This is a genomic window from Gelidimonas denitrificans, assembly GCF_055694065.1.
The window spans coordinates 2,132,514-2,145,670 of sequence record NZ_CM146350.1 but is presented as its reverse complement, the minus strand read 5'-3'; the positions used below and the strand labels follow the sequence as shown (position 1 = coordinate 2,145,670).

The window sequence follows — 13,157 nt, the reverse complement described above, 5'->3', positions numbered from 1 at the left end:
CAGACATATGCATAAAAAGCTGGTTCACACTGCGCGCATTCCGATCCGCTGGGGCGACATGGATGCGATGGGACACGTTAATAATACGGTGTATTTCCGTTACCTGGAGCAGGCACGTATCGAATGGTTCACGACTATTGGCTGCGATCCTGATCCGGCCGCTGAAGGTCCTGTAATCGTCAATGCCCATTGCAGTTTCATCAAGCAATTGAAATATCCGGGTGAGATTGAAATCTTGACATATGTTGGGCCGGCTGGACGATCAAGTTTTGAAACCATTCAGGAAATCCGCCGTGTCGATGTGGCGGACATGATATATGCGCACGGTGGCGCCAAAGTCGTCTGGGTCCACTTTCCATCCGAAAAATCCACGCCTCTGCCCGACTGGGTGCGCCAGCTGCTGGCGGCAACTGATTAGTCTTTAGCACTATGCACGTCGAGTAATTTCTGGACCAACTCGCTTGAATTGGCTGCATTTAATTTGCGCATCAGCTTGGATCGATACATTTCCACTGTGCGCGGGCTCAAATCCAACTGACGGGCAATCAATTTGCTGGTTTTTCCTTCTACCAGCAGGGCGGATATCTCCCGCTCTCTGGGAGTAAATTCGACGCTGAGCGGTCGTTTGGGGCTAAGGTCTACAAAAGTCCATATGCCGGCAGCATGTGGGTCGTCGCGCAACAGTCCGCGCCCGGTCACGCGGCACCAGAATAGTTCGTTATTGGCGCGCTTCATGATGCGCTCGTCAGAGTACTGCCCCTTCGCATTCATGATAGGAACGATACGGGCGCCTGTGCGTTCGAATTCTCCTGCGCTTGGGTAAAGCACCAGAAATGACTGGCCGATCAGGCCTTCAGACGTACAGCCGAACGTGGTGCAGAGTACCTCGTTGCACGCTTGAATGACGCGGTTTTGAGAAACACACATCCCGACTGGAGCATGCAGGAAGATTTTTTCAAAATCGATAAGCAAGGTGGGAAGCATAAGTGCAGGTATACCTTTTGCAGGTTATAAAACTAGGATTGTCGTATTTTTACGGTATTGCGCCTTTGAATTTGGCGTCTTATGCTGTCGGGAACGGTAATTGCCGCTATGGTTTCACATTACATTTTAAAGGGATTTGGTATGAACAAAGTTTATCCTGATGCCGCAACGGCACTGGCCGGCATCGTTCAGGATGGCCAGACTATTGCCGTGGGCGGTTTCGGCCTGTGCGGCATCCCTGAAGCACTGATTGCTGCTTTGCGGGATTCGGGCGTCAAGGAATTGACTGCCATTTCTAATAATGCTGGTGTGGACGGGTTCGGGCTTGGTCAATTACTGACCTCTCGTCAAATCAAAAAAATGATTTCATCCTATGTGGGAGAAAACAAGGAGTTTGAGCGTCAGTACCTCGCAGGTGAGTTGGCGCTGGAATTCACCCCGCAAGGCACGCTGGCCGAGAGATTGCGTGCGGGTGGATCGGGCATCCCTGCTTTCTTTACTAAAACCGGCGTAGGTACCATTGTGGCCGAAGGCAAGGAAATCCGTGAATTCGACGGCCACCAATACGTGATGGAGCGTGCCCTGTCGCCGGATGTGTCGCTGGTAAAAGCATATAAAGCCGATAAGGCCGGCAATCTGGTGTATCGCAAGACGGCGCGCAATTTCAACCCGAATGTCGCCATGGCCGGCAAGATCACGATAGCCGAAGTCGAGGTATTGGTTGAAATCGGCGAAATCGATCCGGATGATGTGCACACTCCGGGGATTTTCGTGCATCGCATCGTCGTCAATGAAAATCCCGAAAAGCGGATTGAACAACGCACGGTTCGTGCAAAACAGGCAGGAGAATAAGATGGCATGGACTCGTGATGAAATGGCTGCACGCGCGGCGCTGGAACTGCAAGACGGTTTTTATGTAAATCTCGGCATCGGTTTGCCTACCTTAGTCGCCAATTATGTGCCTGCGGGCATGGATGTGTGGCTGCAATCCGAAAACGGATTATTGGGCATCGGCCCTTTCCCGACTGACGATGAGGTCGACCCTGACCTGATCAATGCCGGCAAACAGACCATAACGACCTTGCCGGGATCATCGATTTTCAGTTCGGCGGATTCATTCGGCATGATCCGGGGCGGCAAGATCAACCTCGCGATTCTGGGGGCGATGCAGGTATCCGAATATGGCGACTTGGCTAACTGGATGATTCCTGGCAAGATGGTCAAGGGGATGGGCGGCGCCATGGATCTGGTTGCCGGAGTGGGGCGCGTTGTGGTCTTGATGGAACATGTGGCAAAAGCAAAAGATGGCACCGAGTCGCACAAGATTCTCCCGAAGTGCAACTTGCCACTGACTGGAGTAGGCGTTGTCAATCGGATCATTACCGATCTGGGGGTGATCGATGTGACAGCTGCCGGATTGAAACTGGTGCAGCTTGCACTCGGAGTGAGCGCGGAAGAAATTCAGGCTAAAACCGGTGTTGCGCTGGACGTTACGGCGCTATGACCAAGTAAGGTGGTACGGATAAAAAAATGGGCTTCGGCCCATTTTTTTACTTGTGCCAAATAAAATATTATTCGCGAATAACTTGAATAGTGACATCCACAGCCTTGAACATTAAATAATTTATATGGGGTATGTATTAAAACATGCCATTTACCGCATACATTAATTGCGACATATAAAAATACATAACATAGTATATGGGAATTTCCTAATCGGCACTAAATCCGGCAATAAGTTTTGTTGCACTCAATGAGCGGCGACACAGCAATCAAGCCCGGGCGCCGCCTTGTCAGTTTACTGTGCTACCCAACCGCCATCCATGTTCCATGCCACGCCGCGCACCTGGCTGGCTGCTTCCGAACACATGAATACCGCCAGCGCACCGAGTTGTTCTGGCGTAACGAACTCGCCGGACGGCTGTTTTTCTGCCAGCAATCCTTTCTTGGCTTCTTCATTTGAAATGCCTTCGCGTTCGGCGCGCGCATCGACCTGTTTTTGCACCAGCGGCGTGAGCACCCAGCCTGGGCAGATCGCGTTGCAGGTGACGCCGGTTTGCGCGGTTTCCAGCGCAATGGTTTTGGTCAGTCCGACCAAGCCGTGCTTGGCTGCGACATAGGCAGATTTTTGCGCTGAAGCGACGAGTCCGTGGGCAGAGGCAATATTGATGATGCGGCCCCAGTTTTTTGACTTCATATAAGGCAGCGCCAGACGTGCGGTATGAAAGGCAGAGGACAGGTTGATGGCGATGATGGCATCCCATTTTTCTATCGGAAAGTCTTCGATATTGGCAACATGCTGGATGCCGGCATTGTTGACCAAGATATCAATCCCGCCAAACTTCTCTGCACTGGCCCGAATCATCGCTTCGATTTCCGCCGGCTTAGACATATCGGCAGCGTTATACAGCACTGCTACGCCATAATCATTGGCGATGGCATCTTGCAAAAGCGCGATTTCATGCGCGTCGCCAAAGCCATTTAATACAATATTGGCGCCTTGTGCGGCCAGCGTCTGCGCGATTCCCAGCCCGATGCCAGATGTGGAGCCAGTAATGAGCGCGGTTTTGCCTTTGAGTGTAATGCCTTGCATGATGTCCTCTGAGAGTGAGAAATTACGATGATGATGAACTTGCACTAAGATTTTAAGCCCAACGACCGGTAAAATGTCGGAACCACAGCAACCAGGCAGCCATTACAATGACACAACCACAAATCAGGACGGTACAGTGCATCTCTCCCAGCGGCTTGCACCGGATGGCATACAAGGAGTGGGGCGACGTCAATAATCCCAAGGTGCTGGTTTGCGTGCACGGGGTGACACGAGTGTCGGATGATTTCGACAACATGGCGCGCGCGCTCTGCCAGTCGTATCGCGTGATTTGCCCGGACGTAGTCGGACGCGGACGCTCGGAAAGGCTGCGTAATCCACTGCACTATCAGATTCCTCAGTATGTCAGCGATATGGTGAACCTGCTGGCGCGCGTCACCGCACACCCGGCCACAACAACCGTCGATTGGTTCGGCACTTCGATGGGCGGTTTGATCGGGATCGGGCTGGCTTCGTTACCGGATAACCCGATCGGAAAATTGATACTCAATGATGTCGGGCCGGCTTTGAATAGTGAGGCGCTGTTACGGATTGGCGACTATATCGGCCAAGCGGTGCGGTTTCAGACTTTCGACGAGGCAGCACAATATATTCGTGCAATTTCAGCCACCTTTGGCCCGCACTCCGACGACGAATGGCGCAAACTGGCGTCAGATGTCTTGCGCCAGGATCAGGAAGGGCTGTGGATTCGTCATTATGATCTGGGCTTGGCTGCAGCATTCAAATCGGCAACACCAGAGAGTCTGAAAGTTGCCGAGGCGCTGTTATGGATGGCTTATGATGCGATAACCTGCCCAACCTTGTTGGTACGCGGTGCCCAATCCGACCTCTTGTCGGGCCAGACAGCGCAGACGATGACGCAGCGTGGACCCAAGGCAAAGCTGATTGAGCTGCCTGGAATCGGACATGCGCCGACTTTCATGCATGCAGATCAGATCAAAATTGTGCAGGATTTTTTACTAGGTTAATTTACCAACTTTGGAAAGATATTTATGGAAATCAAGCGATTGCACGTAGGTAAAAGAATGTCTGAGGCCGCCATTCACAACGGCACGGTTTATCTGGCGGGCCAGGTTGCGGCCGATGCGTCGCATAACATTCAGGATCAAACGCGTGCGGTTTTAAGCCAGATAGACAGCCTTTTGGCACAGGCCGGCAGCGATAAAACCTGCATCCTGATGTGCCAGATTTTTCTTTCTGACCTGAAGAATTTTGATGCCATGAACCAGGTATGGGAGGAATGGGTGGCGTCAGGCTGCACGCCGCCTCGCGCAACCATCCAGGCACAACTTGCCAAGCCGGAATGGTTGATCGAAATTGTCATTACGGCAGCACAAATATAAGGCAACAATGGTTTCGGTAGTCACCGCGCAAAACGATATTTCGCTTCAGCTTACAGCCGGGCTTTCTGAGGTGGACAGTGTGCGTGTTCTCGATGCGTTTGCGTTTGTTTGCCCTTTGTATGCCGAAAAAAAAATCGCAACAGGTCAGTGCGCACTGGAATTTTCCAAAGGTGTGGCAACCACGCTGGCAGCACTAAATGTGGATGCAGAGACAATTATTGCCGGGCTGCTGTTCGAGTTGCCTGCGCTGGACCCGGCTGCGGCCGAAAGCATTGAAGCTGGTTTCGGCAAGGATGTCGGTGATCTGGTTACTGGCATCCGGCAATTGATGCGTTTGCGGGAATTGACTTCAGGGCAGCGGCCAGTCGGTCGCGGCAAAAATGCATCACAGCAAGCTGCAGCCCAGATCGAAGTGCTGCGCAAGATGCTGCTGTCGATGGCGTCGGATATGCGCGTGGTACTGGTGCAGCTGGCATCACGGGTAACTACCCTGCGTTTTTTTGCGGAACAGAAGGTTTATAACGACACCACGCATCAATATGCACGCGAAACATTGGATCTGTACTCCCCATTGGCGAATCGCCTGGGTGTTTGGCAATTGAAATGGGAACTGGAGGATTTATCCTTCCGTTTTCTGGAGCCTGAGAGTTATAAACGCATCGCCAAAATGCTGGAAGAAAAGCGCATGGAGCGGGAGGAGTTCGTCGGCGATGCAATCGCCAGGCTGAAGTCCGAACTGGCTTTGGCTGGCGTCAAGGCGGATGTTTCTGGTCGGCCCAAGCATATTTACAGCATCTGGAACAAAATGCGCGGCAAATCGCTCGATTTTTCGGAACTGTACGATGTGCGCGCTTTTCGTGTGACCGTCGAAGACATCAAAACTTGTTACACCGTGCTGGGGATTGTGCACAATATCTGGGCTCCGATTCCGAAGGAATTTGACGACTATATTTCGCGCCCCAAGTCGAACGGTTATCAGTCATTGCATACGGTGGTGGTTGCGGAAGACGGCCGCGCGCTGGAAGTCCAGATCCGTACTGAAGAAATGCACCGTTTCGCCGAGTATGGCGTGGCTGCGCACTGGCGTTACAAAGAAACCGGCGGATCGAATTTTTCAGAGCGAAAATATGACGAAAAAATCGCTTGGCTAAGGCAGTTGCTGGCATGGAAGAGCGAAGTTGCCGATGCGGTGGTAGGGCAGGAAGAAATTCAGCGCGAATGGATCGAAAAACTCAAGTCAGCCACACTAGATGATCGAATTTACGTATTGACGCCACAGGCGCGGGTCATCGAACTCCCCAGCGGCGCCACGCCGATTGACTTTGCTTATCATCTGCATACGGACGTCGGGCACCGCTGTCGCGGCGCGCGTATTGATGGTGCGATGGTGCCACTCAACACGCCGCTCAAAAACGGCCAGACAGTTGAAGTCGTGACGGCCAAGGGTGCACCAGGAACAGCAGGGCCGTCGCGTGATTGGCTCGGTGCCGGCTACACCGTCAGTGCGCGCGCGCGCTCCAAAGTGCGCGCCTGGTTTAATGCCATAGATCAACAAGAAACGCTGGCAAGCGGCCGCAGCCTGATTGAAAAAACCCTCCAGCGCGAAGGCAAGACTGCCGTCAACCTGGAAGAACTTGCGCGCAAACTCGGTTTTCTGAAAGTGGATGAGCTTTTTCTGGCAGTCGGAAAGGATGAGTTCAGCCTGCGCAATGTTGAACAGGCGTTGCACGGCGAAGATGCAGACAAGACCGTCAAAGAAGTAGAGGAGGCCGATGTTACAAACAAGAGCCGAGCATCCAGCATCACGCAGGGCGCAAAATCGGGTGTGTTGGTGGTCGGTACCGATGGTTTGTTGATCCAGTTGGCGAAATGTTGTCGTCCGGCTCCTCCCGACGACATTGTGGGCTTTGTTACGCGCGGTCATGGTGTTTCCATTCATCGTGCCAATTGCAAGAATTTTACCGAGATGCGCGTGCAAGCACCCGAACGCATTATTCAAACTGCATGGGGGAATGCTGGTCTTGATACGGTTTATCCAGTCGATATTTTTGTATTTTCGGCTGACCGCCAAGGGTTGTTACGTGATATTTCAGAGATATTTTCGCGGGAAAAAATTAATGTAATAGGAGTGAAAACGCAAAGCGCGAAAGGATTGGCGCGCATGTATTTCACCGCCGAAATTCCCTCAACCGCACATTTGCAAAAAGCGTTGATAGTGATTCGAGAGGTTGCCGGCGTGCTAGAAGTCAATCGGTATTAATTGGGGCAATTTATGGCGCAATGCATTGCTACTGTCAGATTTATCATGGGCATTGCGAGACTAATATTTTGCACGATACAAAATACATTCATGATACAATTCGGCCCGTTGTGATGCAATCTGTTCGTTTTTTGTGTGCAAGTAGGCAGTAAATACCATCTTTTCCCTGATAGCTCAGTTGGTAGAGCGACGGACTGTTAATCCGCAGGTCCCTGGTTCGAGTCCAGGTCGGGGAGCCAAAATTCAAAGGGTCGAGCTATCATGCTCGGCCCTTTTGTTTTATCCCGCTGTCCTCCCTCAAGTTGCTCGATCCATATGCCGCAATTGCCGATATTCACCAAAAGCTGCACCTAATATGTCTATGGAGCAATTTTTCTACCCATCGTGGATTTATAATAGTCTGTGTCAATCTCAATTTAATCGTGTTTGAGCCGTTATAAGTTAAGGGCATATTGGACCCATTACGTAATTAGAATGGTTGTGTTGTATGTAGCCATTTTGGTGTTAACTGGTGGGAAATTTGTCCAATTCTTTCATATACGTGGTGCTAATTTATTCAGCGTTGAAAAGTCTTTTATCTTTGGCGATTTCTGGTTTGTATGAGTGTGGATTTGAGAGAGAGTCATAGTATGAAATTAGCGCCTCAAAATAAACTGGATGGCGTTAAGGAATTTGAATTTACAGTCCAGGATTTCACCAGAGTGAAAGCATTGATTCATCAGCGTGCTGGCATCGCGTTGACGGATACCAAGCAAGAAATGGTGTATAGCCGCCTTGCTCGTCGATTGCGGGCTACCGGTATTGTGTCGTTTGAACAATATCTGGATGACTTGGAGAGAGGTATAGATGACGACGAGTGGGAAGCATTTACCAATGCGCTTACCACCAACCTGACTTCCTTTTTCCGTGAGGCACATCATTTCCCTATTCTGGCCGAGCACCTGCGTAATGTGAAAGGGCCAATTACGATCTGGTGCTCCGCCAGCTCCACTGGAGAAGAGCCTTATTCGATTGCAATAACCGCATGTGAGGTATTTGGCACTTTAAATCCGCCGGTTCATATTATCGCTACCGATATCGATACCAATGTGCTGAGGACCGCTTCAAATGGCGTTTATGCGATTGACAAGATAGTGAAAATGCCGCCCGAGCAGGTCAAACGGTTTTTCCTGAAGGGCAAGGGTGAACAGGATGGGCTGGTAAGAATTCGCCCGGAACTGCGTCAAATGATCACTTTCAAACAGCTTAATCTACTGGTCGATAGTTTGCCCTTATCAGGTCCATTCGATGCGATTTTCTGCCGCAATGTAATGATCTATTTTGATAAACCAACCCAGAGAAAAATTTTGGCCAAGTTCAGGCCGTTGCTGAAGCCTGATGGATTGTTGTTTGCCGGACATTCGGAAAATTTCCTGTATGTTTCAGATGCCTTTACTTTGCGAGGAAAAACAGTGTACGAGCTGGCATCTGCTGCATCGCACAGCGCAGCAAATGCAATGGCGGTGAATATGAGAAATTCGTTATGAGTAAGATGCCTGAAGAGAAATTTGCAGCCAATGTTTACTACGACAGAACATTTGATTGTGACGCCGCTAAAATCTTGCCGGGTGAATATTATTGTACAGGGAGGGACATGCTGATCGTGACGGTGCTGGGTTCGTGCGTATCGGCTTGCATCCGTGATCGTGTATCCGGTATTGGGGGGATGAATCACTTCATGCTGCCAGACGGCAGCGGCAACGATGGAAACAGCCCTGTTTCTGCATCGATGCGCTATGGCGCCTATGCCATGGAGGTGTTGATCAATCAACTTCTGAAGCTAGGTGCGCGGCGTGAAAACATGGAAGCCAAGGTGTTTGGCGGCGGCAATGTTCTGGCTGGCTTTACCTCGATTAATGTCGGAGAGCGTAATGCGCAGTTCGTCCGGGATTTTCTGCATATGGAAAATATGCGAATAACGGCGGAAGATCTTAATGACATATATCCGCGCAAGGTCTATTTCTTTCCCAGAACAGGGAAAGTCTTGGTCAAAAAACTCAAGCAAACGCATAATGACACGCTCGCCATGCGCGAGCATGCCTATGCCAGCCGACTCAAGACGAGTCCGGTTGGTGGTGAAGTTGAACTTTTCTGATACCGGATTACCGGCACTGCGGTGCTGAGCATGGGAAGCATTTTATGAAAATCAAAGTTCTGATTGTGGATGATTCAGCCTTAATTCGCAGTGTCATGCGCGAGATTGTCAGTAGCCAATCAGACATGGAAGTCGTTGGCGTTGCGCCAGATCCGATTGTGGCGCGAGATATGATCAAAAAAATAAATCCGGATGTACTTACGCTGGATGTCGAGATGCCAAAAATGGATGGCCTTGATTTCCTTGAAAAACTGATGCGCTTGCGGCCCATGCCGGTGATCATGGTTTCGTCCCTAACCGAACGCGGTTCGGAGATTACCATGCGTGCGCTGGAACTGGGTGCTGTGGATTTTGTCACCAAGCCAAAGTTATCGATTCAAAGCGGCATGCTTGAGTACACTAACCTGATTGCAGAAAAAATTCGCATTGCATCCCGTGCCAGAATCAAGTCCCATTCAATTGTTGCAAACGATTCCGCCAAGTTGACGGATGTACCGTTGCCTCTGATCCGTAATCCGCTGATTAGCAGCGAGAAACTCATTATCATTGGCGCTTCCACCGGAGGCACAGAAGCAATCAAGAGTTTTCTCATGCAGATGCCGTCAGACTGTCCGGGAATTTTGATCACACAGCATATGCCGGAAGGTTTTACGCGATCGTTTGCGCAGCGTCTTGATGGGTTGTGCAAGATTTCCGTCAAGGAGGCTGAAGGTGGTGAACGGGTTCTTCCCGGACATGCTTATATTGCACCTGGACACTCGCACTTGCTACTCATGCGCAGCGGTGCGAACTACGTAACTCAGCTTGATCAAGGCCCTGCGGTGAATCGTCATCGACCCTCGGTTGATGTATTGTTCCAGTCGGCAGCAAATTGCGCAGGTAAAAATGCGATGGGCGTGATTCTTACCGGAATGGGAAAGGATGGTGCAGCAGGGATGCTAGAAATGCGCAAGGCTGGCGCGCACAATTTTGCCCAGGACGAAGCCAGCTGCGTCGTCTTTGGCATGCCGCGCGAAGCTATCGCCATCGGCGCCGTGCATGAAGTCGCACCTTTAGGCGAATTGCCGCGTAAAGTTCTGGAACTCTTGAATGCGTCAGGCAATCGCGCACTCAGGGTATGAGCCAACACACATGTTGTATCGCTGGCTCAAAGCTGCTGAGACAAAGTCGTTGATACAAGCTTATTAATGAATTGGTAATCTGTTTTTGTAAAATGAATGGGGCGATATATGGCTGGTCCGAATACAAAATTTTTGGTCGTCGACGATTTTTCAACAATGCGTCGCATTATCCGCAATCTGCTTAAAGAACTTGGATACACTAACGTCGATGAAGCAGAGGATGGCGTCATGGGGCTTGCGAAGTTAAGAAGTGAACAATATGATTTCGTGGTTTCTGACTGGAATATGCCAAATATGGATGGGCTTACCATGTTGCAGAATATACGGGCAGATCCTGCATTAGCTAAAATTCCAGTGCTTATGGTGACTGCAGAAGCTAAAAAGGAGAATATCATTGCTGCTGCACAAGCAGGTGCGAGTGGTTATGTAGTGAAACCATTTACTACTGCAATACTGGATGAAAAACTTACAAAAATTTTTGAAAAGCTTCAGAAAGCAGCAGCCTCCTGATCTCTCCGATTTCAGATTAATCTTTGTTCCCTCGTCGATATAATGGGGACGCCAAAGCATAAGGTGTTTCAGTTTATAAGCATTATTGAAAATAATGCTTATATTAATTCTTTATGATTTTAAAAAAAATAGCACATTTAGTTGGCTGTAATTAATCGATGTATATTTTGCAAAAATGAACAATAAATCGCTTGCTGTAAGATGCAATGTGTATCTTCCATTTTTGGCTCTTAGGATAACTTAATAAAATAAACTTCTAGAGTTGCCGGAAGTTTCCAGGATTTGACCTATACGTCGGTGTGAGGCGTCTATTTTGAGCAAGTGAAGAAGATTTACAATGAAAAACTATCAAAGTTTGAACTATACGAAATGGGCCTGTAAGTAACCTGTGGCGTTTGCCCCGTAAAGCAGAAAGAAAACAATTTTTGAGGCGTTGCGTCAGGATCTCGGTGAAATTTTTCGGGAGTCGGCATTGCAAAAAATTGAAGGTAATTGAAGGACATTTGATGTCAGACCATATTCATATGTGTTTGCCTCTTTCTCGAAGCACACAATATCAAATATCAAATGTGGTCGAATTTATCAAAGGAAAGTACACGTTATCGATAGACTGTCAGTTTGGAGGGCACAATGCAACTTCACGGAAGAAGCATTCTGGACTCTTGGATACTTTGTTTCAACGGACGGTCTGGACGAATTCTGGACGAATAAATGGTGGGTACCTACATAAGCCACTAGGACGCAGAAGATATACACGTTATAACCAACTGAAACTAGGGTCATGGGTTACCAGCGCCTTCGAGGTGACGCCAACAATAAACCTCCGGCTCTGCCAGAGGTGGTTTAATTTGGTTCAATACTGATATATGCATTATGTTTAACGAAAATTTCATTATCCGGGAACCTCTACTCGATTCTAGCCAAAAAATAATCGGCTATGCACTTAGTTGGTCATGTCCTCCAGCAGCAGGGAATTCTTTTTCTGAGGATAACCTTTCATCTCACATTAGCGCTATTGCAGATGCGTTCAATAGTAGTGGGACGGGGGGCGTGTTAGGAGAAAGCTTGATATTTTTAAACGCGGATATCAGTTTGCTGTCAATAGATGCCGTATTGAGGCTGCCACCTAAAAATACAGTTTTTGTTGTGACTGTTGCTGATTTGCACGATCCGATTACTTTTGCAAAAATTATCGCTTTCCGGGAGCAGGGATTTGGAGTATCACTAAAAAATGCAGATTTCGTTTTGCATGACAAGTCTCTTTTAACATATCTCACTCACGTCGAAATTGATTTTTCCTCAACTGATTTCACAACCAAAGCCAAAGTTTATGGGGTACTCAAGCAGTTCGGTATCCATATGCTGGCTCGTCAGGTGAACGACTGGCAGACATTCGATGCCTGTATATCGCTTGGTCTGGATGCTTTTGTCGGCAAGTTGCATTTAACACCGCGACCAACCCCGCATAGTAAAGTTTTGAATCCTTCTCAGTTCACTATTTTAAAATTAATGCATATGGTGAAGGAGAACGTTGAAATACAACATTTGGAAGACGTTCTGAAAAGGGATCCAACCATTACCTACAAGTTGCTTCGCTACATTAATTCAGCTGGATTAGGTCAAAGAGGAGAGGTCCAGTCGCTGAAGCAAGCTCTGCAGCTACTTGGTTATAACCCTCTTTATCGTTGGCTTTCATTATTATTAGCAACTTCAACAACGACTGGATTTTCTCCTGTTTTGTTGGAGGCGGCGATTGTTCGTGGACGATTGGCTGAGATGCTAGGGCAAAAGGTAATGCCTAAAAGCGAGGCGGAAACACTCTTTACCGTAGGCATGTTTTCTCTTCTGGATCGTCTTCTCTGTATCCCAATGGAGGAATTGCTAACTAAGATACAAGTGTCTGGTGCAGTATCTGATGCCCTTTTGTCGCGTACTGGAGTATATGGATCATTTCTGGCTCTTGCTGAGGCTTGTGAGTTAAATGCTACCTTGGTTGCCGCATTGGCATCGCCACACCATTTTAGTGCAGATGATATTAATCATTCGCATTTATCAGCGTTAGCCTGGGTGAGAAATTTACCTAAATAATAATGCAGTTTTTATCATATAAATAACTCCATCGATTGGGGGGCGGGACTCTTGGTGGGTCAGCAAACAACAGACATCTACTATATTACCTAATGATGCCGTGTAT

14 protein-coding genes and 1 tRNA gene are annotated in these 13,157 nt (G+C 48.8%); 13 read left to right on the top strand and 2 right to left on the bottom strand.

Features of this window, described 5'->3' with window-relative positions:
- Positions 1 to 7: 7 nt before the first annotated feature.
- On the top strand, positions 8 to 418 hold the full coding sequence (locus FKCLFG_RS10030; protein WP_472612953.1) for an acyl-CoA thioesterase: 411 nt from the start codon (positions 8 to 10) through the stop codon (positions 416 to 418).
- Here the strand turns inward: FKCLFG_RS10030 and FKCLFG_RS10025 are convergent.
- On the bottom strand, positions 415 to 984 hold the full coding sequence (locus tag FKCLFG_RS10025; RefSeq protein WP_472612952.1) for a LuxR C-terminal-related transcriptional regulator: 570 nt from the start codon (positions 982 to 984) through the stop codon (positions 415 to 417). The genes FKCLFG_RS10030 and FKCLFG_RS10025 overlap by 4 nt on opposite strands.
- 141 nt (positions 985 to 1,125) lie before the next feature.
- Here FKCLFG_RS10025 and FKCLFG_RS10020 point away from each other — a divergent pair, with 141 nt between their 5' ends.
- The gene (locus FKCLFG_RS10020) at positions 1,126 to 1,836 is read left to right on the top strand and encodes a CoA transferase subunit A (RefSeq protein WP_472615836.1); all 711 of its coding nucleotides are present in this window, start codon (positions 1,126 to 1,128) and stop codon (positions 1,834 to 1,836) included.
- Between the two features lies 1 nt (position 1,837).
- Positions 1,838 to 2,488: a 3-oxoacid CoA-transferase subunit B gene (locus FKCLFG_RS10015; RefSeq protein ID WP_472612951.1), complete on the top strand. Its 651-nt coding sequence runs from the start codon at positions 1,838 to 1,840 to the stop codon at positions 2,486 to 2,488.
- A 294-nt stretch (positions 2,489 to 2,782) separates the two neighbouring features.
- Here the strand turns inward: FKCLFG_RS10015 and FKCLFG_RS10010 are convergent, their stop codons facing one another.
- Entirely contained in the window at positions 2,783 to 3,577 is a 795-nt protein-coding gene (locus tag FKCLFG_RS10010) for a 3-hydroxybutyrate dehydrogenase (protein WP_472612950.1), read from the bottom strand.
- 107 nt (positions 3,578 to 3,684) lie between these two features.
- Between FKCLFG_RS10010 and FKCLFG_RS10005 the strand changes: the two genes are divergently transcribed.
- The 10 genes from FKCLFG_RS10005 (at position 3,685) to FKCLFG_RS09960 (ending at position 13,051) form a co-directional block, all read left to right on the top strand.
- A complete protein-coding gene (locus FKCLFG_RS10005) occupies positions 3,685 to 4,563 on the top strand; it encodes an alpha/beta fold hydrolase (RefSeq protein ID WP_472612949.1) in 879 nt (292 codons plus the stop codon).
- A gap of 24 nt (positions 4,564 to 4,587) precedes the next feature.
- On the top strand, positions 4,588 to 4,938 hold the full coding sequence (locus FKCLFG_RS10000; protein ID WP_472612948.1) for a RidA family protein: 351 nt from the start codon (positions 4,588 to 4,590) through the stop codon (positions 4,936 to 4,938).
- Positions 4,939 to 4,945: 7 nt separating this feature from the next.
- Positions 4,946 to 7,198, top strand: a complete 2,253-nt coding sequence (locus tag FKCLFG_RS09995) for a RelA/SpoT family protein (RefSeq protein WP_472612947.1) — start codon at positions 4,946 to 4,948, stop codon at positions 7,196 to 7,198.
- A gap of 163 nt (positions 7,199 to 7,361) precedes the next feature.
- Positions 7,362 to 7,437: transfer RNA gene (locus FKCLFG_RS09990), tRNA-Asn, on the top strand.
- A 390-nt stretch (positions 7,438 to 7,827) separates the two neighbouring features.
- Positions 7,828 to 8,724 carry a CheR family methyltransferase gene (locus FKCLFG_RS09985; RefSeq protein ID WP_472612946.1) on the top strand — a complete coding sequence of 299 codons (897 nt, stop codon included), beginning with the start codon at positions 7,828 to 7,830 and terminating at the stop codon, positions 8,722 to 8,724.
- The gene (gene cheD / locus FKCLFG_RS09980; protein ID WP_472612945.1) at positions 8,721 to 9,332 is read left to right on the top strand and encodes a chemoreceptor glutamine deamidase CheD; all 612 of its coding nucleotides are present in this window, start codon (positions 8,721 to 8,723) and stop codon (positions 9,330 to 9,332) included. The genes FKCLFG_RS09985 and cheD overlap by 4 nt, the downstream gene beginning before the upstream one ends.
- Before the next feature lie 44 nt (positions 9,333 to 9,376).
- Entirely contained in the window at positions 9,377 to 10,453 is a 1,077-nt protein-coding gene (locus FKCLFG_RS09975; RefSeq protein ID WP_472612944.1) for a protein-glutamate methylesterase/protein-glutamine glutaminase, read from the top strand.
- Positions 10,454 to 10,561: 108 nt separating this feature from the next.
- A complete protein-coding gene (gene cheY, locus FKCLFG_RS09970; RefSeq protein WP_472612943.1) occupies positions 10,562 to 10,963 on the top strand; it encodes a chemotaxis response regulator CheY in 402 nt (133 codons plus the stop codon).
- A 395-nt stretch (positions 10,964 to 11,358) separates the two neighbouring features.
- Positions 11,359 to 11,826: a transposase gene (locus FKCLFG_RS09965; protein ID WP_472612942.1), complete on the top strand. Its 468-nt coding sequence runs from the start codon at positions 11,359 to 11,361 to the stop codon at positions 11,824 to 11,826.
- Between the two features lie 10 nt (positions 11,827 to 11,836).
- Complete coding sequence (locus FKCLFG_RS09960) at positions 11,837 to 13,051, top strand: EAL and HDOD domain-containing protein (protein ID WP_472612941.1); 1,215 nt, start codon at positions 11,837 to 11,839, stop codon at positions 13,049 to 13,051.
- Positions 13,052 to 13,157 lie beyond the last annotated feature (106 nt).